Annotated in this window: 24 protein-coding genes; 22 read left to right on the top strand and 2 right to left on the bottom strand. The window is 69.3% G+C overall.

The window, feature by feature from the left end; genetic code table 11:
• The first annotated feature begins 75 nt into the window (after nt 1-75).
• The 3 genes from A9O63_RS04735 (at nt 76) to A9O63_RS04725 (ending at nt 2,965) form a co-directional block, all read left to right on the top strand.
• Nucleotides 76-1,107, top strand: a complete 1,032-nt coding sequence (locus tag A9O63_RS04735; RefSeq protein WP_069330891.1) for an LLM class flavin-dependent oxidoreductase — start codon at nt 76-78, stop codon at nt 1,105-1,107.
• A 154-nt stretch (nt 1,108-1,261) separates the two neighbouring features.
• Entirely contained in the window at nt 1,262-2,053 is a 792-nt protein-coding gene (locus A9O63_RS04730) for a Crp/Fnr family transcriptional regulator (RefSeq protein WP_069330890.1), read from the top strand.
• Between the two features lie 153 nt (nt 2,054-2,206).
• The gene (locus A9O63_RS04725) at nt 2,207-2,965 is read left to right on the top strand and encodes a helix-turn-helix domain-containing protein (RefSeq protein WP_069330889.1); all 759 of its coding nucleotides are present in this window, start codon (nt 2,207-2,209) and stop codon (nt 2,963-2,965) included.
• 130 nt (nt 2,966-3,095) lie between these two features.
• Here the strand turns inward: A9O63_RS04725 and A9O63_RS04720 are convergent, their stop codons facing one another.
• On the bottom strand, nt 3,096-3,587 hold the full coding sequence (locus A9O63_RS04720) for a DUF3280 domain-containing protein (protein WP_069330888.1): 492 nt from the start codon (nt 3,585-3,587) through the stop codon (nt 3,096-3,098).
• A gap of 311 nt (nt 3,588-3,898) precedes the next feature.
• Here A9O63_RS04720 and gfa point away from each other — a divergent pair, with 311 nt between their 5' ends.
• The 14 genes from gfa to A9O63_RS04650 all read left to right on the top strand — a co-directional run bounded on the left by gfa (nt 3,899) and on the right by A9O63_RS04650 (nt 15,715).
• Entirely contained in the window at nt 3,899-4,489 is a 591-nt protein-coding gene (gene gfa, locus A9O63_RS04715; RefSeq protein WP_069330887.1) for an S-(hydroxymethyl)glutathione synthase, read from the top strand.
• A gap of 363 nt (nt 4,490-4,852) precedes the next feature.
• Nucleotides 4,853-5,983 carry an S-(hydroxymethyl)glutathione dehydrogenase/class III alcohol dehydrogenase gene (locus tag A9O63_RS04710; protein WP_069330886.1) on the top strand — a complete coding sequence of 377 codons (1,131 nt, stop codon included), beginning with the start codon at nt 4,853-4,855 and terminating at the stop codon, nt 5,981-5,983.
• Nucleotides 5,984-6,110: 127 nt separating this feature from the next.
• The gene (locus tag A9O63_RS04705; protein WP_069330885.1) at nt 6,111-6,545 is read left to right on the top strand and encodes a c-type cytochrome; all 435 of its coding nucleotides are present in this window, start codon (nt 6,111-6,113) and stop codon (nt 6,543-6,545) included.
• 209 nt (nt 6,546-6,754) lie between these two features.
• Nucleotides 6,755-8,557, top strand: a complete 1,803-nt coding sequence (locus tag A9O63_RS04700) for a methanol/ethanol family PQQ-dependent dehydrogenase (RefSeq protein ID WP_069330884.1) — start codon at nt 6,755-6,757, stop codon at nt 8,555-8,557.
• A gap of 171 nt (nt 8,558-8,728) precedes the next feature.
• Entirely contained in the window at nt 8,729-9,259 is a 531-nt protein-coding gene (locus A9O63_RS04695; protein ID WP_002719728.1) for a c-type cytochrome, methanol metabolism-related, read from the top strand.
• Nucleotides 9,247-10,071 (top strand): substrate-binding domain-containing protein, encoded by an 825-nt coding sequence (locus A9O63_RS04690; RefSeq protein ID WP_084295616.1) that lies wholly within the window; start codon nt 9,247-9,249, stop codon nt 10,069-10,071. The genes A9O63_RS04695 and A9O63_RS04690 overlap by 13 nt, the downstream gene beginning before the upstream one ends.
• Nucleotides 10,068-10,595 carry a PQQ-dependent catabolism-associated CXXCW motif protein gene (locus tag A9O63_RS04685; protein WP_069330882.1) on the top strand — a complete coding sequence of 176 codons (528 nt, stop codon included), beginning with the start codon at nt 10,068-10,070 and terminating at the stop codon, nt 10,593-10,595. Before A9O63_RS04690 ends, A9O63_RS04685 begins: the two co-directional genes overlap by 4 nt.
• Nucleotides 10,596-10,628: 33 nt before the next feature.
• The gene (locus A9O63_RS04680; RefSeq protein WP_069330881.1) at nt 10,629-11,813 is read left to right on the top strand and encodes an ABC transporter substrate-binding protein; all 1,185 of its coding nucleotides are present in this window, start codon (nt 10,629-10,631) and stop codon (nt 11,811-11,813) included.
• A gap of 20 nt (nt 11,814-11,833) precedes the next feature.
• Entirely contained in the window at nt 11,834-12,796 is a 963-nt protein-coding gene (locus A9O63_RS04675) for a YVTN family beta-propeller repeat protein (RefSeq protein ID WP_084295614.1), read from the top strand.
• Between the two features lie 26 nt (nt 12,797-12,822).
• Complete coding sequence (locus tag A9O63_RS04670; RefSeq protein ID WP_069330880.1) at nt 12,823-13,266, top strand: cupredoxin domain-containing protein; 444 nt, start codon at nt 12,823-12,825, stop codon at nt 13,264-13,266.
• A gap of 15 nt (nt 13,267-13,281) precedes the next feature.
• Nucleotides 13,282-13,530, top strand: coding sequence for a hypothetical protein (locus A9O63_RS04665; protein WP_069330879.1), 249 nt, complete (start codon nt 13,282-13,284; stop codon nt 13,528-13,530).
• The gene (locus tag A9O63_RS04660) at nt 13,527-14,255 is read left to right on the top strand and encodes an ATP-binding cassette domain-containing protein (protein ID WP_069330878.1); all 729 of its coding nucleotides are present in this window, start codon (nt 13,527-13,529) and stop codon (nt 14,253-14,255) included. The genes A9O63_RS04665 and A9O63_RS04660 overlap by 4 nt, the downstream gene beginning before the upstream one ends.
• On the top strand, nt 14,252-15,112 hold the full coding sequence (locus A9O63_RS04655) for an ABC transporter permease (RefSeq protein WP_069330877.1): 861 nt from the start codon (nt 14,252-14,254) through the stop codon (nt 15,110-15,112). Before A9O63_RS04660 ends, A9O63_RS04655 begins: the two co-directional genes overlap by 4 nt.
• 9 nt (nt 15,113-15,121) lie before the next feature.
• Nucleotides 15,122-15,715, top strand: a complete 594-nt coding sequence (locus A9O63_RS04650) for a hypothetical protein (protein ID WP_069330876.1) — start codon at nt 15,122-15,124, stop codon at nt 15,713-15,715.
• 131 nt (nt 15,716-15,846) lie between these two features.
• Here the strand turns inward: A9O63_RS04650 and A9O63_RS04645 are convergent, their stop codons facing one another.
• Nucleotides 15,847-16,893, bottom strand: coding sequence for a quinoprotein relay system zinc metallohydrolase 2 (locus A9O63_RS04645; RefSeq protein WP_069330875.1), 1,047 nt, complete (start codon nt 16,891-16,893; stop codon nt 15,847-15,849).
• 105 nt (nt 16,894-16,998) lie between these two features.
• Between A9O63_RS04645 and A9O63_RS04640 the strand changes: the two genes are divergently transcribed.
• The 5 genes from A9O63_RS04640 (at nt 16,999) to A9O63_RS04620 (ending at nt 21,893) form a co-directional block, all read left to right on the top strand.
• Entirely contained in the window at nt 16,999-17,805 is an 807-nt protein-coding gene (locus A9O63_RS04640) for a quinoprotein dehydrogenase-associated SoxYZ-like carrier (protein ID WP_069330874.1), read from the top strand.
• A gap of 167 nt (nt 17,806-17,972) precedes the next feature.
• The gene (locus A9O63_RS04635; RefSeq protein ID WP_069330873.1) at nt 17,973-18,680 is read left to right on the top strand and encodes a response regulator; all 708 of its coding nucleotides are present in this window, start codon (nt 17,973-17,975) and stop codon (nt 18,678-18,680) included.
• 10 nt (nt 18,681-18,690) lie between these two features.
• Complete coding sequence (locus A9O63_RS04630; RefSeq protein WP_069330872.1) at nt 18,691-19,851, top strand: FIST N-terminal domain-containing protein; 1,161 nt, start codon at nt 18,691-18,693, stop codon at nt 19,849-19,851.
• On the top strand, nt 19,841-21,274 hold the full coding sequence (locus A9O63_RS04625) for an ATP-binding response regulator (RefSeq protein ID WP_069330871.1): 1,434 nt from the start codon (nt 19,841-19,843) through the stop codon (nt 21,272-21,274). The genes A9O63_RS04630 and A9O63_RS04625 overlap by 11 nt, the downstream gene beginning before the upstream one ends.
• A 10-nt stretch (nt 21,275-21,284) precedes the next feature.
• Nucleotides 21,285-21,893, top strand: coding sequence for a hypothetical protein (locus A9O63_RS04620; protein WP_069330870.1), 609 nt, complete (start codon nt 21,285-21,287; stop codon nt 21,891-21,893).
• The last annotated feature ends 154 nt before the right edge of the window (nt 21,894-22,047 follow it).

Raw genomic sequence — 22,047 nt, 5'->3', positions numbered from 1 at the left:
AGCTGTGCCCTGCTGCCCAGGGACGGCGCGCGCGGATATGCTACATCGGGAGCGATCGGCAACGGGAAGATGCACATGACACTCGAATTCGGCCTCGACACTTTCGGCGACGTGACCTGGGATGCGGAGCGGCGGCTCCTGCCGCAGCGCGAGGTGCTGCGCAACGTGGTCGAGGAAGCGGTGCTGGCCGACGAGGTCGGGGTCGATGCCATCGGCCTCGGCGAACATCACCGCGACGATTTCGCGATCTCCGCCCCCGAGATCCTGCTCGCTTCGATCGGCGCGCGCACGCGGCGGATCCGGCTCGGCACGGCGGTGACGGTTCTGGGGTCCGACGATCCGGTGCGGCTCTTCCAGCGGCTCTCGACGCTCGACGCGCTGACGGGCGGCCGGGCCGAGGTCACGCTCGGCCGCGGCTCCTTCACCGAGAGCTTTCCGCTCTTCGGCTTCGATCTCGGGGATTATCACGCGCTCTTCGAGGAGAAGCTCGACCTCTTCGCCCGCCTGATCCGCGAGGAGGAAGTCACCTGGTCCGGCACCACCCGCGCGCCGCTTGCGCGGCAGCGGGTCTGGCCGCCGCTGGGCGAGGCGGGCCTGCGCGCATGGATCGGCGTGGGCGGCAGCCCCGAATCGGTCGTGCGGGCCGTGCGCTTCCGGCTGCCGATGATCCTTGCCATCATCGGCGGCCCGGCCCGGCGCTTCCTGGCCTATGCCGATCTCTATCGCCGCGCCACCGAACAGGCGGGTCTCGAGCCCATGCCGCTCGGGGTTCATTCGCCGGGCCACATCGCGCCCACCGACGAACAGGCGCGCGAAGAGGCCTTCCCGGCCTACAAGGTGCTCCACGACCGGCTCGGCGCCGAACGGGGCTGGCCGAGCCTCGGGCGCGACGACTTCCTGCGCGAGGTCGAGCACGGCTCGATGTATGTGGGCTCGCCCGAGACCGTCGCGCGCAAGATCGCCGACACGGTCGGCGCGCTCGGCCTGTCGCGCTTCCAGCTCAAATATTCGATGGGACCGCTGGCGCACGGGGCGCTTCTGCGCTCGGTCGAGCTCTATGGCCGCGAGGTGATCCCGCGGGTGCGCGCGCTGCTGGCCGCCGGTTGACGCCGGCCGTCAAGATCGCACACCCGCTGCCGATTGCCACAGCCGGGGGACCCCGGATGGCCCGCGGCCAAGGGATCTGCTATCGTCGCACCGACGGCGGTCCTGCCGTTAAGGTCTGGCCCGCCAGCAGAGTTTCGGTATCGGAGCGGTAGCGATGGAGCGTCCTCTGGCGCGTAACGAAGTCACGCGGCTTGGGCCTGACTCGAAATTCCACCATGCGGGCCTGCGCCGCGGCCTGACCCCCGCGACGCTTCGCAAGCTCGATGCGATCTCCCGGCTGCGGGTGTTCCCCCGCGATGCGGTGGTGGTGCCGCAGGGCGGCGCGCTCGAATATGTGGGCAATGTCGTGCGCGGGGTGCTCAGGATGGAGCGGCTCCTGTCGGACGGACGCTCGCAGATCGTGGGTCTTCTCGTGCCGAGCGACATGTTCGGCCGCGTCTTCTCGGAGCGGTCGGACTATTCCATAGAGGCCGCCACCGAGGTGACGCTCTGCTGCTTCGAGCGCCATGCATTCGAGGCGCTCGTGCGCACCTGTCCCGATCTCGAACATGCGGTGCTCCTCGCCGTGCTGGACGAGCTCGACGCCGCGCGCGAATGGATCACGCTGCGTGCGGGCCCCACGGTCGCGGCGCGCCTCGCCACCTACCTCCTGATGCTCTGCCGGCGCTGGCCGCACCAGACCAGCGAACTCACCCAGGACGCGAAGCGAATCGTCGTGAACGTGCCCATCGCGCGCAATGACCTTGCGCATTATCTCGGCACCACGGTCGAATCGATCTCGCGCGCGGTGCAAGCCTTTTCCCGCGACGGGATCATCTCGATTCTGACGCCGCTGCGATTCGAGATCCTCGATCTGCCGGCGCTCATCTCCCTGTCGGACAACGAGGAATTCGACGCGCACGCGCTTCTCGAGGGGCTGCGCGAGGAGCAGCGCGTTTCCCCCTGACCGACCGGGCGAATTGACGCAGGTCAAAGAGCGCACTCTTCATTTCGCCTACTCAGGATCCCGTGCCCCGCTTCGGCGGTCATGTTCACCAGTATTTCGGTTGCCGACATGAAACGCTCGCCTCAAGAGCGAGATCCCGGGAGGACTGAGGACATGCCGTGTCAGACCACCTCGCACTGTCAGACCTGCAAGCAGCGACACAACGCGCTCTGCGCGGCGATCCGGGCCCGCGCGGCCTCGGTCTGCCCGCTGGTGGCCGAGTTCGAGACGCTGCTGCCGGGGGCCGCGCCCACCGACGTGAGCCTCAAGGGCGGGCGGTTCGGCATCCTGCATTCCGGTCTTCTGCTGCGCTGCGGGCCCGAAATGGGGATGGATGTCGTCTCCATCGGCGAGCCTCTGGGCGAGGCCTTCCGCGGCAACCGCGAGATGCGGGTGACGGCCGTCGTTCCGGCCGAAGTCTGCTGGTATGACGTGCATGAGGTGGAGGCGGCGGCGCTGCGCGATCCGCGCCTCTACGGCGCTCTGGGGGCGGCGGCCTCGCATGCGGCCGGGCTGCGCCGGCTCTTTACCCGCATCCGTTCGACGCTGACGCCGCTCGAACGTCTTGCGGCCTTCCTCGCGATCTGCGCCCACAGGCTGGCCGAGCGCGACCGGATGGGGGTGCTGCGCCTGACGCTGCACTGCCGGCACGAGGATATCGCGACGCTTCTTGCCCTGAGCGGGGCCCAGCTCGACGAGATGCGCGACGAGCTGGTGCAGCGCGGGCTGCTGTCCGTGCTGGAAGGCGGCGAGATGGAGCTGCCGCGCCCGGCTCAGCTCGAGGAGCTGTCGACGCTGGCCCTGCCGATGTTCAACCGCGTGGAAGAGATCGTCCCGATCCTGCCGCGGATGGCCGAGCTGCAGCGGGCCTGACCGTCCCCGGCCGCCTGCGCCTTCGGGTGCCGGCGGCGCGTCCGGGACTGTCCGCTGCGCGGACAGGCAGGCTGCTTCTGGGGCGTCGCGGACGGAGCCGCGCCCCTTGGCGGATGAAACCCGCCCCTCGTCAGCGGAAGATGTTGCGCTCGAGGATGTAGCGCATTCCGCGCTGCCAGCTCTCGTCGGTGTTGCCGCGGATGTCGACCGCCTGACCGCGGATCTGCCGGCCGGTCGAGACCTCCTTCACATAGAGGTTCATGGCGAGGATGAGGTTCGAGACCTTCTGGACCTCGCCCACCACCGCATAATCGGCCCCGAGTGCGCGGGCCATGCGCAGCTCGCCCCCGCCGCAGTTCGCGGGGTTGCGGATGCGGGCCAGATCCCCGGCGACCGGCGCGAGGTCGAGGAGCTCGATCCCGTGCGCCGCGAAGGCATCGGCCGCCTGCTGCTCGGCCCGCTCGATCCGCGCCGTCTCGTCGGGGCGGGCGCCGTTCAGCTCGCCCTCGGTCGACGTGTCGATGAACGTCAGGCCGAAGAAGGCCGCCGTGCGGCCCTTCCACAGATCCTCGGCCGAGGCAGGCCCGGCGAGCATGAGGAGGAGAACGAGGAGGCATCGCATGGGCCCCAGTCTCGCCGCCCGGGCACCGGGAACAAGCCGGACGAAAGAGGGAGACCGTGCGCGGGAACACTCCCGGCCGGTCGGGAAGAGGCCGCGCAACCGGAGGGCGGGGCGGGAGGGGACGGCCGAGGGAAGGGGCCGGGAGGGGAAGGCCGAGGGAAGGGACGGGAGGGCAAGACCGAGGGAAGGGGCGGGCGGCGGCGACCGAGGGAAGGGGCCGCATCTCCGCCCAATGGCTGACTGGCTGGACTCGGAGCGGCCTGAGACACTTGTGCGGCATGTCAGGGAGGCTGCATGTCAGGGAGGAAGCAATGAGTGACATGACTCACGGCGACGTCAAGATTCATCCGTCGGTCGATGATGGGATCGTGCCGGCGCGCGAAGGTTTCACGGGCGGCACGCTCCAGTGCCGCTGCACCGACCGGCCGGTCGAGGTGCGCATCAACGGCCAGTCGGCACACAACCATGTCTGCGGCTGCACCAAGTGCTGGAAGCCTGACGGGGCGATCTTCAGCATGGTGGCGGTGGTGCCGCGGGATGCCGTCGAGGTGGTGGCCAATGGCGACAAGCTGAAGGTGGTCGACCCGAACATGGCCATCCAGCGCTACGCCTGCACCGGCTGCGGCACGCACATGTATGGCCGGATCGAGAACAAGGACCATCCGTTCTATGGGCTCGACTTCATCCACACCGAGCTGTCGTCGGAGGACGGCTGGGCCGCGCCGGGCTTTGCGGCCTTCGTCTCGTCGGTGATCGAGAGCGGCGTCTCGCCGGACCGCATGGACGGGATCCGCGCGCGGCTGCGCGAGCTGGGGCTCGAGCCCTATGATGCGCTCTCGCCGCCCCTGATGGATGCGATCGCGACCCATGTCGCCAAGCGCTCCGGAAAGCTCGCAGCCTGAGCGCGGCGGCCGCTCCCTCCCGCCATGCAGGGGGCGGCTTCTCCTGCCCGGGACGCGGGGATATGTGCCCAGAGAGTATGTCGGGCGCGGTCCGATGGCGCGGGGCCCGCCCACGGCCATCTCTGTGCAGGGCCTCGGCCGCGCGGTCGTATGTATCCCTGCACGGCGGCCGTATGGAGAGCCTCCGGCCCCCGGCGGCCGGTCGCCTTGCGGACAGCGCGGACCCCGGCAGGCTTTTGCCGCAGAGGCAAGACCCGTGCTCCTCATCCTTTTTTCCGAATGCCGGGCGCGGATTTTCCCCTTAAGGTCAGGCCATGACAGGCCCGACGCCCCGCCGTCCGGTTGATTGAGAGGGAGAGTAACATGCGCACCCGTGCCGCCGTCGCCGTCGAGGCCGGCAAGCCGCTCGAGATCATGGAGGTCAATCTCGAAGGCCCCAAGGCCGGCGAGGTCATGGTCGAGATCAAGGCCACCGGCATCTGCCACACCGACGAATTCACCCTCTCCGGCGCCGATCCCGAGGGCATGTTCCCGGCGATCCTCGGGCACGAGGGCGCGGGCGTGGTGGTCGAGGTCGGCCCCGGCGTGACCAGCGTGAAGCCCGGCGATCATGTGATCCCGCTCTATACGCCCGAGTGCCGGCAATGCCCCTCCTGCCTCAGCCAGAAGACGAACCTCTGCACCGCGATCCGCTCGACGCAGGGGCAGGGGCTGATGCCCGACGGCACCAGCCGCTTCTCGATGCTCGATGGCACGCCGATCCTGCATTACATGGGCTGCTCGACCTTCTCGAACTACACCGTCCTCCCCGAGATCGCGGTGGCGAAGGTGCGCCCGGACGCGCCCTTCGACAAGATCTGCTACATCGGCTGCGGCGTCACTACCGGCATCGGCGCGGTGATCAACACGGCCAAGGTCGAGATCGGCGCCAAGGCCGTGGTCTTCGGGCTGGGCGGCATCGGCCTCAACGTGATCCAGGGGCTGAAGCTCGCGGGCGCCGACATGATCATCGGCGTCGATCTGAACAACGCCAAGAAGGAATGGGGCGAGCGCTTCGGCATGACCCATTTCGTGAACCCGTCCGAGATCGACGGGGACATCGTGGCCCATCTGGTGAATATGACCAAGACGCCCTTCGACCAGATCGGCGGGGCGGACTACACGTTCGACTGCACGGGCAATGTGAAGGTGATGCGGCAGGCGCTGGAGGCGTGCCACCGTGGCTGGGGCCAGTCCATCGTGATCGGCGTGGCGCCCGCGGGGGCCGAGATCCAGACGCGGCCGTTCCAGCTGGTGACGGGGCGGGTCTGGAAGGGCTCGGCCTTCGGCGGCGCCCGCGGGCGGACCGACGTGCCGCGCATCGTCGACTGGTATATGGAGGGCAAGATCCAGATCGATCCGATGATCACCCACATCCTGAGCCTCGAAGAGATCAACAAGGGCTTCGACCTCATGCACGCAGGCGAGTCCATCCGCTCGGTGGTGGTGTTCTGATCGGCCACCCCTCCAAGATCGTGACGATTTCCCGAGTAACGGTGCCAGCGACCCGGCCGGTCTCCTGACCGGCCGCGGCGGCCTGCCGCGCAGGACGCCCCCGAGCCATCCGCAAAGGGAGAAGACCATGAGATTGACCACCATCCTCGCCGGGGCGCTCGCTCTCGGTGCCGCGCAGGCCGCCTTGGCCGAAGGCGACCCGGCCGCCGGCGAGAAGGCCTTCCGCAAATGTCAGGCCTGCCACCAGATCGGCGCCGAGGCTCAGAACAAGACCGGCCCGATCCTGACCGGCGTCGTCGGTCGCCCGGCGGCCTCGGTCGAGGGCTTCAGCTACTCCAAGACCCTGACCGAGGCCGCGGCCGGCGGCCTCGTCTGGGATCATGCCGCGCTCGAGAATTTCCTGGCCAATCCGCGCAAGGCGATGCCGGGCACCAAGATGGCCTTCCCCGGCATCAAGAAACCGCAGGAGCTGGCCGACATCCTGGCCTATCTCGACACCTTCTCGGAGGGCGGGACGCAGGAGGCCGAGGAGGCCCCCGCCGCGGCTCCGGCAGAGGGCTGAAATGCCTGTCTGCCAAGGCTTTCGCCCGCGTCGTCGCCCCACCGGGGCGATGGTCATACTTTGGGCTTAAAGGGGGACCGGCGGCGTTGACGCTTCAAATCGGCGCGCCGTAGCATGAGGTTCGGTGAGAGGTCGCCAGCTCCGGGGAGGGAGCCGCGGCCGGTGAAGATCACGAGCCAATTCCAAGAAATCAACATCGGGAGGAGCCAATGAAGATGCTGAAGACGGGTCTCGTAGCGACCCTACTGCTCTCGTCTGCGCCGGTCTTTGCCAACGACTCGGTCCTCAAGGCGACCGACGATCCGAAGCAGTGGGCGATCCAGACCGGCGACTATGCCAACACCCGCTATTCCGAGCTCAACCAGATCACGCGCGAGAATGTGGGCAAGCTTCAGGTCGCCTGGACCTTCTCGACCGGCGTGCTGCGCGGCCACGAGGGCTCGCCGCTCGTCGTGGACGGCATCATGTATGTCCACACGCCCTTCCCGAACAACGTCTATGCGCTCGATCTGGCCAATGACGGCAAGATCCTGTGGCGCTACGAGCCGCAGCAGAACCCCGACGTCATCGGTGTGATGTGCTGCGACACGGTCAACCGCGGCGTGGCCTATGCCGATGGCATGATCTTCCTGCATCAGGCCGATACGACCGTCGTGGCTCTCGACGCCAAGAGCGGCGAGGTGAAATGGACCGTGCAGAACGGCGACCCGGCCAAGGGCGAGACCAACACCGCGACCGTGCTGCCGGTCAAGGACAAGCTCCTCGTCGGCATCTCGGGCGGCGAGTTCGGCGTGCGCGGCCATGTCACCGCCTATGACATGAAGACGGGCGAGCAGGTCTGGCGCGCCTATTCCACCGGCCCGGACGCGGAGATGCTGGTCGATCCGGAAAAGACCATGGTGCTCGGCAAGCCCGTGGGCGCCGACAGCTCGATCAAGAGCTGGGAAGGCGATCAGTGGCAGATCGGCGGCGGCACCACCTGGGGCTGGTATTCCTACGACCCGGACCTGAACCTCGTCTATTACGGCACCGGCAACCCGTCGACCTGGAACCCCTCGCAGCGCCCGGGCGACAACAAATGGTCCATGACCATCATGGCGCGCGATGCCGACACCGGCATGGCCAAGTGGATGTATCAGAAGACCCCGCACGACGAGTGGGACTATGACGGGGTGAACGAGAACATCCTCGTCGATCAGGAGATCGACGGGCAGATGCGCAAGCTGCTGGTGAACCTCGACCGGAACGGCTTCGGCTACACGCTCGACCGCGAGACGGGCGAGCTTCTGGTGGCGAAGAAATACGACCCGGCGGTGAACTGGGCGACCGAAGTGGTGATGGACAAGGAGTCCGATCAGTACGGCCGTCCGCAGGTGGTGGCGCAATATTCGACGGCTCAGAACGGCGAGGACACCAACACCACCGGCGTCTGCCCGGCGGCCCTCGGCTCCAAGGACCAGCAGCCCGCCTCCTTCTCGCCCAAGACGGGCCTCGTCTATGTGCCGACGAACCACGTCTGCATGGACTACGAGCCCTACCGGGTGAGCTACTCGGCCGGTCAGCCCTATGTCGGCGCCACACTCTCGATGTATCCGGCGCCGAACAGCCATGGCGGCATGGGCAATTTCATCGCCTGGGATGCGACGAAGGGCGAGATCAAATGGTCGCTGCCCGAGCAGTTCTCGGTCTGGTCGGGGGCTCTGGCCACCGCGGGTGACGTGGTGTTCTACGGCACGCTCGAAGGCTATCTGAAGGCCATCGATGCGGAGACGGGCGAGCTGCTCTATCGCTTCAAGACCCCGTCTGGCGTCATCGGCAACGTGATGACCTACGAGTTCAACGGCAAGCAGTATGTGGGCGTGCTCTCGGGCGTCGGCGGCTGGGCGGGCATCGGCCTCGCCGCGGGCCTGACCAACCCCAACGAGGGTCTGGGCGCCGTGGGCGGCTATGCGGCCCTGTCGGATTACACCCAGCTCGGCGGCCAGCTCACCGTCTTTGCCCTGCCGGACTGAGCCCGATCCCGACCCTGCCGGAGCCCCCGGGCTCCGGCCCCTGCTGCAGGGAAAGCGGCAGTTGCGGCCTCCGCCGCGCGCGGCCCGCACGGGATCTTGGTCCCGCCATGAACCGAAGCCGCCCTTGCGGGCCCCCGCCGGGGCGGCTTTCTTCTGGGAGGAGATAACCGAATGAAGACCACTCTGTCCCTTGGCGCGATGGTGAGCCTCGCGCTGATGGCCGGCGCCTCGTCGCTGGCCTCGGCCGAGGCAGCGGCACAGGGCGTGGATGTCGCGGTCGCCTCGTCGGACGGCATCCGCTCGTTCAATGCCGAGGATGTGCCCACCTTCGACATCGCCGAGGACGGCACGGTGGACTGGCCCACCTTCTCGGGCTACCGCCGCTACCAGTCGGAGTGCCACGTCTGCCACGGCCCGGACGGGATGGGCTCGTCCTACGCCCCCGCGCTGAAGGACAGCGTGATGCGGATCGACTATTACACGTTCCTCGAGACGATCGCGAACGGCAAGCAGGAGGTCGGCGCCGCCAAGACGCTGGTGATGCCCGCCTTCGGCACCAATGCGAACGTCATGTGCTATGTCGACGACATCTGGACCTATCTGCGCGCGCGCGGCACCGGGGCGCTCGACCGTGGCCGGCCGGCGAAGCGGGCCGACAAGAGCCCCGAATATGCCGAGGTGGAAAAGACGTGCATGGAGTGATCCGCGGTCTCCTGCTGTCGGCCGCCGTCCTGGCGGCCGCGCCTGCGCCGGCACAGGTGGCGGACCTCGTCTCGAACGAGGTCCTGCGCGTCTGCGCCGATCCGGCGAACGCGCCCCTGTCGAACCGCGACGGCAGCGGCTTCGAGAACCGCATCGCCGAGCATCTGGGGCAGGTGATGGGCAGGCCCGTCGAATATACCTGGTTCCCGATGGTGACGGGCTTCGCGCGCAACACGCTCTTTGCAGGCAAGTGCGACGTGGTGATCGGCTATGCGCAGGGCGACGAGCTGGTCCTGAACACCAACCATTACTATACCTCGACGCATGTGCTGGTGGTGAAGGGCGACGGGCCGCTGGCCGGTGTCGAGAGCCTCTCGGATCCCGCGCTGCAGGGCAGGAGGATCGGCGTGGTGGCGGGCTCGCCGCCTGCCACGCACATCGCCCGCAACGGGCTCATGGGCAAGGCCAAGCCCTACGATCTGATGGTCGACCGCCGTGTCGAGGATCCGGCGGGCGACATGCTGCGCGACATCGAGGCCGGCGTGACCGATGCGGCCGTGCTCTGGGGGCCGGTCGGCGGCCCGCTCGTGCGCGACCATCCCGGCCTCAAGGCCATCCCGCTCCTGAAGGAGGAGGGGCCGCCTCGGCTCTTCTACCGCATCACCATGGGGGTGCGGCAGGGCGAGGATGTCTGGAAGCGCGAGCTGAACTCGCTGATCCGCCGCGAGCAGGGCGCGCTCGACGCGATCCTGCGCGAGGCGGGCGTGCCGCTCGTCGACGATTACGGCAAGGGGTTGAAGGAAGGCGGATGAGGATCGCGGCGGCCCTCCTGTGGTGTCTTGCGGCGCCGGCGCTGGCCGGAGTGCCCGAGCCCGAGGGGTTCCGGGGCGAGCCCTACCGCGCCGAGGTGCCGGCGACCGTCATGGGCCAGCCCGGCCTCTCACCCGAGGAGGCTCGGGCGCTCCATGCGCGGGGCGTGCCCTTCCTCGACGTTCTGCCCCATGCCGCGCGGCCGGAGGGGCTGCCCGAGGGGACGGTCTGGCGCGAGAAGCCGCATCTGACCATCCCCGGCGCGACCTGGTTGCCGAACACCGGCTACGAGGCGCTGGCCGAACCGGACGCGGCCTATCTGCGGCAGGGGCTCGAAGGCGCGACGGGGGGCGATCCTTCGGCGGACGTGGTGGTGTTCTGCAAGCAGAATTGCTGGATGTCCTGGAACGTCGCGAAACGGGCGATGGAATGGGGCTATTCGGGCATTCACTGGTTCCCTGGCGGGGTCGAGGCATGGCAGGATCTGGGAGGAGATCTGGAGGAGGTACTGCCGGCGCCGCGGTGACCCGCGCGGCAACCGGACGAAGGGAGGAAAAGGATGCGTTTCTTTGCCGCCGCGCTGGTCGTGGCCACCGTTCTGCCATGCGCCGCCGCGGCCCAGACCGAAATCCGCATGGCGGTGCTGCGCGTCGATGTGCAGGGCCGTCCTCCCGTCTCGCGGCTTGACCTTCCGCCCGAGGATCTGGGCTTTGCCGGCGCCCGCCTCGGCACCAATGACAATGCCACCACCGGGCAGTTCATGGGCCAGAGCTTCGTCACCGACGAAGTGGTGGCCACGCCCGAGACCGCGCTCGGGAAGATGCAGGAGATCGTGGCCTCGGGCACCCGCCTCGTGGTGACGCTCGCCGATGCCGAGACGACCGGAGCGCTGGCCGAGGCCGCGGGCGACGAGGTGCTCGTCTTCAACGCCCGCGCCCGCGACGATGTCCTGCGCGGCGAGGGCTGCAGGGCCAACCTCCTGCATACCGCGCCGAGCCGGGCGATGGTGACCGATGCGCTGGCGCAGTTCCTGATGTGGAAGCGCTGGGACGACTGGTTCCTGATCGAGGGCAGCCATCCGGGCGATCAGGCGCTGGCCGCCTCCTACCGCCGCTCGGCCGCCAAATTCGGCGCGCGGATCGTCGAGGAGCGCATCTTCGAGGATACCGGCGGGGCGCGGGCGACCGACAGCGGCCTCGTCCAGATCCAGGCCCAGATCCCGACCTTCACCCAGCGCGCGGCCGATCACGACGTGGTGGTGGCCGCCGACGAGACCGGGATCTTCGCGGCCTATCTGCCCTATCACACCTGGGAGCCACGCCCCGTCGCGGGCTCGGCCGGCCTCGTCCCGGTCAGCTGGCATCCCGCGATGGAAATGTGGGGCGGCACCCAGTTCCAGAGCCGCTTCGAGAAGCTGGCCAAGCGGCCCGCGCGCGAGGAGGATTATCAGGTCTGGCTCGCCCTCCGCGCAGTGGGCGAGGCCGCCACGCGCACCCAGTCGGCCGAGATGCCGGTGCTCCGGGACTACATGCTGGGCCGCGAGTTCCAGCTCGGCGCCTTCAAGGGACAGCCACTGACATGGCGCGACTGGGACGGCCAGCTGCGCCAGCCGATCCTGCTCGGGTCCGGGCCCATCGTGGCCTCGGTCTCGCCGCAATCGGAATATCTGCATCAGGTCTCCCAGCTCGATACGCTCGGCATCGACCGCCCGGAAACGGCCTGCAGGATCGACCGCCAGAAATAATCGAGAGGGGAGGACGACAGATGATGATGCGACTGACGGGCCTGATGGCCTGCCTCTGCACGGCGAGCCCTGCGCTCGCGGGCAAGATCTTCGTGAGCAACGAGAAGGGCAACGACATCACCGTTCTCGACAGCGAGAGCCTTGAGGTGATCGCGACCTTCCCCGGCGGCCAGCGCCCGCGCGGCATCACCGCCTCGCCGGACGGCAAGTGGCTCTATGTCTGCGCCTCCGACGACAATCTGGTGCGGGTCTTCAGCACCGACACCTACGAAGAGCAGCCCACGTTGCCCTCGGGGCCCGACCCCGAGCTGTTCGTGCTGCATCCGTCCGGCAACCCGCTCTACATCGCCAACGAAGACGACAACATCGTGACCGTGGTGGATGTCGAGACCCGGACGGTGCTGGCCGAGGTGCCGGTGGGGGTGGAGCCCGAGGGGATGGGCGTGTCTCCCGACGGCAAGATCGTCGTGAACACCTCCGAAACCACGAACATGGCCCATTTCATCGACACAACGACCTTCGAGATCACGACGAACGTGCTGGTCGATCAGCGGCCGCGCTTTGCGCAATTCACCGACGATGGCAGGCATCTGCTCGTGTCGTCCGAGATCGGCGGCACCGTCTCGGTGATCGATCCGGCCGCGGGGCAAATCGAGAAGAAGATCACCTTCGAGGTGCCGGGCGTGCTGCCCGAGGCGCTGCAGCCGGTGGGGGTCCGGGTGAGGAAGGACGGCTCCAAGGCCTATGTGGCGCTGGGGCCCGCGAACCGCGTGGCGGTGGTGAACGGCGAGACATGGGAGGTCGAGGATTACCTCCTCGTGGGCCAGCGCGTCTGGCAGCTCGCCTTCTCGCCGGACGAGAAATATCTCTACACGACCAACGGAAATTCGAACGACATCTCGGTGATCGATGTCGCCACGGATGAGGTCATCCGGTCGGTGCAGGTGGGCGAACAGCCCTGGGGCGTCGTCGCGGTGCCATGAGAGACGAACGGACAGGGAGAACAGACATGATCGGACGCATCACAGCCATCGGGCTCGCAGCCCTCGTCGCCGCTCCGGCGGTCACGCCGGCCGGGGCCCACGAGTTCGGCTTCGCGGGCGTCATGTCGGCCTCGAACCGCGAGGATCTGGCCGATCTGACGCTCGCCTCGGGCAAGCCCGTCGCCGCCGGGCCCTACGAGCTCAAGTCGGGCACCTTCTACCGCATCAAGATCGTGGCCGACGGCTCTGCCGAACTTGCGCTTTCGGGAGGGGACTTCTTCCGCGCCATCTGGATCAACGAGGTCGTCATCAACGGCATCGAGATCCGCCCGATGGGGGTCCATTCCATCGAGTTCGACGAAGCCGGCGAGGCGCTGATCTCCTTCGTGGCGATCGTGCCCGGCAGCTTCACGTTGTCCATCCCCGGCTCGTCCGGCGAGACGCAACGCGCCACCTTCAACATCCGCTGACAGGGAGGAAAGAGGATGAAGAGACTTGCCACGCTGGCCATCGTGCTGGCAGCGACGACGACCGGCGCCGTCGCGCAGGAGGTGGACGAGGCCACGGTCGGAAAGATCAACGCGATGATGACCGAGATGCAGTGCGAGGTCGATCCGGTGAATATCGAGGCCGATGACGGCGGCTACGAGCTCGACGACGTGTTCTGCGCCGACGGCCAGTACGACATCAAGCTCGACGCCAACCTTGCGGTGACGGAGAAGCGCAAGGAATGACCGCCGCCGCCCCGCCCGCGCTCGAGATCGCCGGACTGAGCCACAGCTTCGGCGCGGTCCGGGCCCTCCGGGAGGTGAGCTTCACCGTCCCGCGGGGCGCCTTCGTGGCCCTTCTCGGCGTGAACGGGGCGGGCAAGACCACGCTCTTCTCGCTCGTGACCCGGCTTTACGATTCCACGAGCGGGACGATCCGCGTGGCGGGCTTCGATGCCCGCCGCCAGCCGGGCGAGGCGCTCGCCCGGCTGGGCGTCGTGTTCCAGAGCCGGGCGCTGGATGCGGACCTGACGCTGACGCAGAACCTGCGCTATCACGCGGCGCTGCACGGGATCGGCCGGCGCGAGGCCGCGCCCCGCATCGCCGAGGTGCTGACGCTGGTCAGCCTGACCGACAAGGCCCATGCGCGGGTGGCGACCCTCTCGGGCGGCCAGCAGCGCCGGGCCGAGATCGCGCGCGCGCTCCTGCACCGGCCCGAGCTTCTGCTCCTCGACGAGGCCACGGCGGGGCTCGACCTGCGCGCCCGCGACGAGGTGCGCCGGGTGGTGCGCAACCTGATCGCGACAGAGGGGGTCTCCGCCCTCTGGGCCACGCACATGATGGAGGAGATTGCGCCCGAGGATCGGGTGGTGGTGCTCCACCGCGGCGAGGTGCGGCTTGCGGGACGCGCCGCGGAACTGGGCGGCAGCCTCGCGCAGGGGTTCCTCGCGCTGACGGAAGAGACGGCATGACCGCGCCGCATCGACCGCCCCGTCTCGCCGCGCCGCGCCCGCGCCCCGGCCATGGGCTCACGCTCCGCGGCCATCTGGTTGCCTTCGGCGGGATTGCGGGCCGCGAGATCCTGCGCTTCACCCGCCAGCGCGAGCGGTTCCTCTCCGCCCTCGTGCGCCCGCTGGTCTGGCTCTTCATCTTCGCGGCGGGCTTCCGGGCGGTGCTCGGCCTCTCGATCACGCCGCCCTATCAGACCTATGTGCTCTACGAGGTCTACGTCACCCCCGGTCTCTGCGCGATGATCCAGCTCTTCAACGGGATGCAGAGCTCGCTCTCGATGGTCTACGACCGCGAGACGGGCGCGATGCGGACGCTTCTCGTCAGCCCCTATCCGCGCTGGTTCCTTCTCGGCTCGAAGCTGGTGGCGGGCGTTCTGGTCTCGATTCTGCAGGTCTATGCGTTCCTTCTCATCGCCTGGCTCTGGGGCATCCGCCCGCCGCCGCTCGGCTATCTCGCCGTCCTGCCCGCGCTGTTTCTGTCGGGGCTGATGCTGGGCGCGCTCGGCCTCTTCGTCTCGTCGGCGATCCGGCAGCTCGAGAATTTCGCGGGCGTGATGAACTTCGTGATCTTCCCGATGTTCTTCGCCTCGACCGCGCTCTATCCGCTGTGGCGGCTCAAGGAGTCGAGCCCGCTTCTGGCCGATATCGCGCTGGCCAATCCCTTCACCCACGCGGTCGAGCTGATCCGCTTCGCCCTCTACCGGCAGGTCGAGCCTCTGGCGCTGGCCGTGGTCGCGGGCGCGGGCCTCGTCTTCTTCGGGGCGGCGGTCTTCATGTATGATCCCTCGAAGGGCCTCTGGGCCCTGCGCAAGCGATAGGAGGTTCCCATGCTCAGATGGTGCATTCCGGCGATCCTCGCGGCGGGCACCGCCATGGGGGCGGATTTCTCCGATCCCGACTGGCCCTGCATCCAGCGCAAGCAGCCGCATCTGTCGCTGGGGCAGGTCTGGAGCGGGCCTCTCCCGGATGCCACGACCGAAGAGCTGGCGCGCGGTCCGGCGATCCAGGGGCTCGCGCAGGAGCTGGAACAGCGGCGGCTTCCGGTGGAAGAGGCCGAGGGGCGGATCGCCCGGTTCGCGGCCGATCACGAGCCGCAGGAGCTGGTGGCGCTCTATGTCGCCACCTTCGAGCGGATCGAGGCCGTCCGCAACCGCGTGATGGCGGGCATCACCCGCTATGCCCACAGCCAGGAGGCGCTCGACCGCCGGATCAACGCGGCCCGCACCGAGATGAGCCGGCTCATGGCGGCGGAGGACAAGGATTTCGACCGGATCGACGCGCTCGAGGAGCAGCTCGACTGGGACACGCGGATCTTCCGCGAGCGCCAGCAGTCGCTGACCTATGTCTGCGAGACGCCGGTGATCCTCGAGCGCCGGGCCTTCGCGCTGGGCCGGGCGGTGACGCAGCATCTGCCGAAATAGTCTCGCCGCTCGCTCGAGAGGCGGCGCCTCTCGGGGCTGCTGCGGGGTCTCGATGGGGCTCGGGGCGAGCCCGAGGGTGGTCCTCCGCGCCCCTGTCCGCGCGGCGAGCCCGTCCCACCGGGCCGGGCCGCCTATTCCCACTCCAGCTCGGCATAGGCGGCTGAGGCGTTGCGCGGATGGCTCTCCTCGTAGCCCGCCGTCCAGTGCCGCGCCTCCTCGGGGTCGCGCGCACGGATCGCGGCGCTCATCGGCAGGCCCTCGGCGATCGCCGCGCGGATCGTCCGGCGCAGATGCTCGAGATAGCCGCGCGTGGCCTGCGCCCCCTCGGGCCAGGGCAGGGGCGCGGGACCGTGCCCGGGCACGATGCGGCGCACTTCGGGATGGGCGGCCGCAAGCCAGCCGAGCCAGCCATTGAGCGAGCCGTCGAGCGTCGGCAGGAGGCCGTTGAACACCAGATCGCCGGTGAAGAGCGTGCCCGAGACCGGCTCGAACACGGTCAGGTCATTGTCGGTATGGGCCGTGGCCACGGCCTGCAGATGCAGCCTGAGGCCGCCGAGATCCAGCCACTCCTCCGCCACGCCGCGGTCGGGCGGCAGGGGCCGCGTGCCGAGCAGCGCGCCCGCGCCGATCTGGGCGGGATAGCTCTCCATCCAGCCGTCGGCGCGCGTCTCGATGCCTGCGGCGAGTTTCGGCGCCCCGAGGATCTCGGCACCCGCCTCGCGGAAGAGGTCGGCGCCGAACGTGTGGTCGGGATGCATATGGGTCAGGATCACCGCCCGGATCGGCAGGTCGCTCCGTGCGCGGATCGCGGCATAGAGGGCCTCCGCCTCGGCCCGGCTCGCGCCCGCGTCGATGACGGCGATACCTGCGGTGCCGATGGCAAGACCGAGATTGGCGATGGCGCCGCGGTTCTGTGGATCGGGCAGGGCGGTCTGGCCCTCATGCACCCAGAGGCCGCCGCCGATCTCCTTGATCTCCAGCTGTGGCAGCGCGCGGGTGGGCAGGCACCGGCTCTCGCCGCCGGCAAGCTCGGGATGCGCCGAAAGCCAGTCTGCCGCCCGCGCCGCCGCGGTCTTCCGGCAGTCCGCCTCGCTCAGCGCCTCGGGCGCCGGAAGCAGCCGCTCGGCGCAGAGGGCGGGATCCGCCACCAGGCAGACGCTCAGCATCAGATGGAACATGCCTCTGCCTAGCCGCTTCCGCAGGCGCGCGCACTCAGCCGAAAGTCTCATAGGCGGGGCGGGCTGCGCATGGTTTCATGGTCTCTGCCAGCACAGGAGATCGCCATGCGCATCGTCCGGTCGAGCATCATTTGTGCAGTTCTGCTGACCACCCCGCTCTGGGCCCAGGAAAAGCCCAGCCCGCTCCAGTCGGGCGAGACCTGGGAGAGCCTGCAATATGACGTCTTCGGCACCGAGGACATCGTCGAGACGCTCGGCGCGCTCAGCCTCGATACGCCCTTCCGGGCGCATGATCCGGCGCTCGTGCCGGTGCGGGTGACGCAGCCTGCCGACGGGCCGCGGATCGAGGAACTGACCCTGGTGATCGACGAGAACCCTTCGCCGGTGGCCGCGACCTTCACGCTGGGCCCGGCGATGCATCCGCTCGATCTCGAGGTGCGGGTGCGGGTGAATGCCTATTCCAACGTGCGCGCGGTGGCGCGGACGGAAGGCGGCCAGTGGCAGATGGCGGGGCGGTTCGTCCGCGCCACGGGGGGCTGCGCGGCGCCGGCGGGCAAGGATGCCGAGGCGGCGCTGGCCCATCTGGGGCGGATGCGCTTTCAGCCCGTCTCCGCCGACACGAGCGGGGGCGACCTGCGGCGCGAGGCCAAGCTCATGATCCGGCATCCGAACTATTCGGGGCTGCAGCGCGATCAGGTCTCGCTGATGATGATCCCCGCGCGCTTCATCGACCGGCTCGAGGTGACGCAGGGCGAGGAGCTTCTGTTCTCGATGACGGGCGGCATCTCGATCTCGGAGGATCCGGTCTTCACCTTCCGCTACCGCGACAATGGCGCGGGCGAGGTGACGGTGCGGGCCGTGGACACGGAAGGAGTGGAGTTCGGGGCGACCTTCCCGCTGCCTGCCGGCTGAAGGCGGCATTCGCCCTCAGCCGGGAACCGCAGGGGCTTGCCGCGCGTTGGGGAAACCGGGCAGGATCGCCCGGGATGCGGATGCGACCATGGGGAGGCGAGGCGGTCGGGGCCGACGGGGATGACCGCGCAGGGAGGAGCAAGCCCGCGCGGCAACGGGAGGAAGAGATGGGACATGTTTCCGGAGGCATCGCCTGCGCAGGGGCGCAGCGGGTGCCCACACGCATGATCGGCGACATTCTGATCGTCGATGACCACCCGCTGATGTGCGACGCGCTGGCGATGACCTTGACCCACGCCTTCGGCCTGAAACGCGTCCGCAGCGCCGCGAGCCTCGCCGCGGCGGAGAAGGTCCTGCGCGAAGGGCCCTTGCCCGATGCCATCGTGCTCGACCTGAACCTGCCGGACGTGCGCGGCATCGAGGGCGTCATGAGCCTGAAGAAGCTCGCGCGGAGCGTGCCGCTCACGGTGATCTCGGCCGAGGTCGATGCCGAGATGGTGACGGCCGTCATGGCGGCCGGGGCGCAGGGCTACGTCTCGAAAAGCCTGCCGCGGCCGCAGATGGTCGAGGCCTTCGGCCGGATGTGGACGGGCGAGTTCGTCACGCCCGAGGAATATGATGCCGACGGGGCGGGCGAGGACGGCGGGGAGCAGATGCGCGAGCTGGCCCGCAGCTTCGCCACCCTCACGCCGCAGCAGATGAACATCCTGCGGCTGATCTGTCAGGGCCGGCCGAACAAGCTCATCTCCTACGAGCTCTCGATCGCCGAAGCGACGGTAAAGACCCACATCGCCGCCATCATGACGAAGATCAACGTGAGAAACCGCACGCAGGCGGCCCTTCTGGCCAGCAAGGCGCGGATCTTCGCGCGGTAGGGAGCGGCGCGTGACGACAGAGCATCCGGCGGAGGTGAGGGGGACCGCCCGAGGGGCGGGGGCGCCCGTGGTCCTGTCCGAGCCTGCGGATGCGCCGGATCTGGCCGAGCGCCTGCGCGCCGGGCTGGCGGAGGCGGAGCCTGCCGCCGTGCTGCTCTTCGCCTCGCCGGGCGCCGATCTTCCGGCGCTGGCGGCCCATCTCGGGCCTGCGCTCGGCACGCGGGTGGTGGGCTGCTCCTCGGCGGGCGAATTCGCCTGCGGCGGCTACGGCCACGGTCACGTCGTGGCGGTGGGCCTGCCGGCGGCGCGCTTCCGCACCGAGGCGGTGTGGCTGCGCAACCTCGCGGGGCTCGGCGTCTCGGAATGGATGGCCGAGCTGCGCGCCCTCTTTTCCCGCTTCGAGGTCCAGCCGCGGCGGCACCGGTTCGGGCTTCTCCTGATCGATGGGCTCAGCCGTCAGGAGGAACTGGTGGCGGCGACCGTCGATGCGGTGGCCCATCGCCTGCCGGTGCTGGGCGGATCGGCGGGCGACGGGCTGCGCTTCGAGGAGACCTGCCTCGTCCTCGACGGCGAGAGCCACCGCGACAGCGCGATCTTCGCGCTCTTCGAGACCGATTTCGCGCTGGAGCAGGTGATCTTCGACCATTTCACCCCCTCGGGCAGCCGGATGGTGGTGACCGCCGCCGTCCCCGAGGAACGGCTGATCCTCGAGATCAATGCCGAACCTGCGGCCGAGGAATATGCGCGCCTGATCGGCCTCGCGCCCGAGGCGCTGAACCCGCGCGTCTTCGCCGAGAACCCGCTCCTCGTCAGGATGGGCGGGCAGTATCATGTCCGCGCCATCCGCGAGGTCACGCCCGAGGGCGGGCTCACCCTCATGTCCTCGATCGAGAGCGGCGTGCTTCTGGCGCTCGGCCGGGCGGACGATCTGACCCACGGGCTTCAGGCCCGGCTCGAGGCTCTGGGAGAGCGGCCTGCGCTGATCCTCGCCTTCGACTGCATCCTGCGCCGTCTCGCCCTCGAGCAGGCGGGGCTCGAGCCCGCCGTGGCGCGGCTCTTCGCGGATTGGCGCATCGCGGGCTTCAACACCTACGGCGAGCAGCATGGCGGCGTGCATGTGAACCAGACCTTCGTGGGCCTCGCCCTGATGGAGCCCGCCCATGCTGCGTGACGACGACGGCCTCGAACGGCAGGTCGAGAAGCTGAAGCGGATCAATGCGGCCCTCGTCGAGCGGCTGGATCGCGCGGATGCCTCGCGCGGGTCGCACTGGATGCTGTTCCAGACCGCGACCGTGCTCGAGCAGGAGCTGCTGGCGCGCAACCGAGATCTGGAACAGGCGCTCGCCCATCTGGAGTCGGTGAACCGCGAACTGGCCCTCGCGCGCGAGACGGCGGACGAGGCGAACCGGTCGAAGAGCCGTTTCCTGCGCGCCGCAAGCCACGATCTGCTGCAACCCCTGAGCGCCGCGAAGCTCTTCCTGTCGCATCTGTCCGAGACGGTGAACGAGCCGCTGCAGGCCGATCTCGTGTCGCGGATCGGCACGGCCTTCGATTCGACCGAAGAGCTGATCCGCGCGCTGCTCGAGATCTCGCGGCTCGATTCCGTCCGGCTCGACATCTCGACCGAGCGGGTCTCGCTGGGGCGGCTCTTCCAGCGGCTGATGGTGGATTTCCACGGCGACGCCGCCGCCCGCGGGCTGGAGCTGCGCTTCGTCATTTCCTCGGCGACCGTCATGTCGAACCCGGTCTTCCTGCGCCGGATCGCCCAGAACCTTGTGTCGAACGCGATCAAATACACGCGGACGGGACGGGTGCTCGTGGGCGCACGGCGCGAGGGGGCGGATGTCTGGCTCGAGGTGCATGACACGGGCCCCGGCATCGCGCCCGAGGACCGCGAGCGGATCTTCAACGAGTTCGAGCGGCTGGCGCCCGAGGGCGAGGAGCCGGGAACCGGCCTCGGCCTCTCCATCGTGCGGCGCGCCTGCCTGCGGCTCGGCCACGAGGTCGCTTTGGACAGCGTACCCGGGCGCGGCTCGGTCTTCCGCATCCGCCTGCCGCGCGCGCTCGAGGCGCCGGGGGCGATCGAAGCGGGACCGGCCTCGGCGGCCACCACCGGCGCGGTCCAGCGGATGGCCGGAACGCCGCCCGAGCGGATGCTGATGGCCGATCCGCTGGCGGCGGGCCCAACGGCCGCGCCCCTCGTCGGACGGCGGGTGCTGGTGGTCGAGAACGATGCGGCCATGCGCGACGCCTACGCGCTTCTCCTCCAGCGCTGGGGGATGCTGGTCGCCACGGCCGACGGCACTCAAGGTGCGCTCGACCGGCTCGGGACCTTCCTGCCCGAGCTTCTGGTGACCGACTACCGGCTCGACCGGGGCGAGACCGGCCTCCAGACCATCGCGGCGCTGCGCCGCCGTCTGGGTCCGCGCCTGCCCGCGCTGATCGTGACCGCCGAGCCCGCCGCCCAGCTCGAAGCACAGGCCGACCGGCTGGAAGCCGCGCTGCTGCGCAAGCCCGTATCCGAAAGCGCGCTGCGCGAGCGGCTTTCGGCGCTTCTGGAGGGCCGCCGCCGGGGAGCGGCCGCCGCGGAATGAAAGGATGAGCATGAGACCCTTGCGAGCGATGCTGCTCCTGGCGGCGCTGACGGCGGCCACCGGGGCCGAGGCCGGACGGCTGGCCGAGGTGATCTTCCGCCCCGGCGCCTTCGCCGCCACCGGCGAGGTCACGCGCTATGCCCACCGCCGCGAGGGGCCCGAGGTGCGCGGCCTCCAGCTGGTGCCCGAGGGCGAGCTTCTGGTCACGCCCGAGGCCGGGGCCGAGGGCCCGCGTCTCGCGCTCGTCCAGAGGGTGGACGGGCGCGACCAGCCCGTCGCCAGCTTCGCGGCCGCGGGCGGCGATCCGGTGCTTTTGTGGTTCCTCGAGAATACGGTGCGCAGCATGGCGACCATCACCGAGGGCAGCCCCTTCTATATCCGCAACCGGATGCGCGAGGCGCTCGGGGCCGCGGGCCTTGCCGAGGCCGAGGGGCCGGTGACGGCCGAACTGCACCCGTTCGCCGAGGATCCGAAGCGGGCGGCGATGGGGGCCTTCGCGGGGCTCGTGCTGCGGATCACCGTCGATCCTTCCGCCCCCGTTCCGATCCGCGCGCTCGAAGCCGACACGACGGCCGCGGGCGGCAGCTACCGCGAGACCCTGACGCTGGAGGCGCCATGACCCCCCTTCTGCCGTTTCCCCGGACGCGACGCCTCGCGCTGATCCTGGCCCTCCTGCCGCTGCCCGCCATCGCGCAGACGGGCACACCCGTCGCGCCGCCTGAGGTCGCAGGTGGCGCCGTGACCAGCGCCCCCGCCGACGCACCCCGGCGGGC

The sequence above is a fragment of the Cereibacter johrii genome (genome assembly GCF_001720585.1).
Classification (GTDB): Bacteria; Pseudomonadota; Alphaproteobacteria; order Rhodobacterales; family Rhodobacteraceae; genus Cereibacter_A; species Cereibacter_A johrii.
This window is presented reverse-complemented; position numbering and strand designations above follow the sequence as displayed.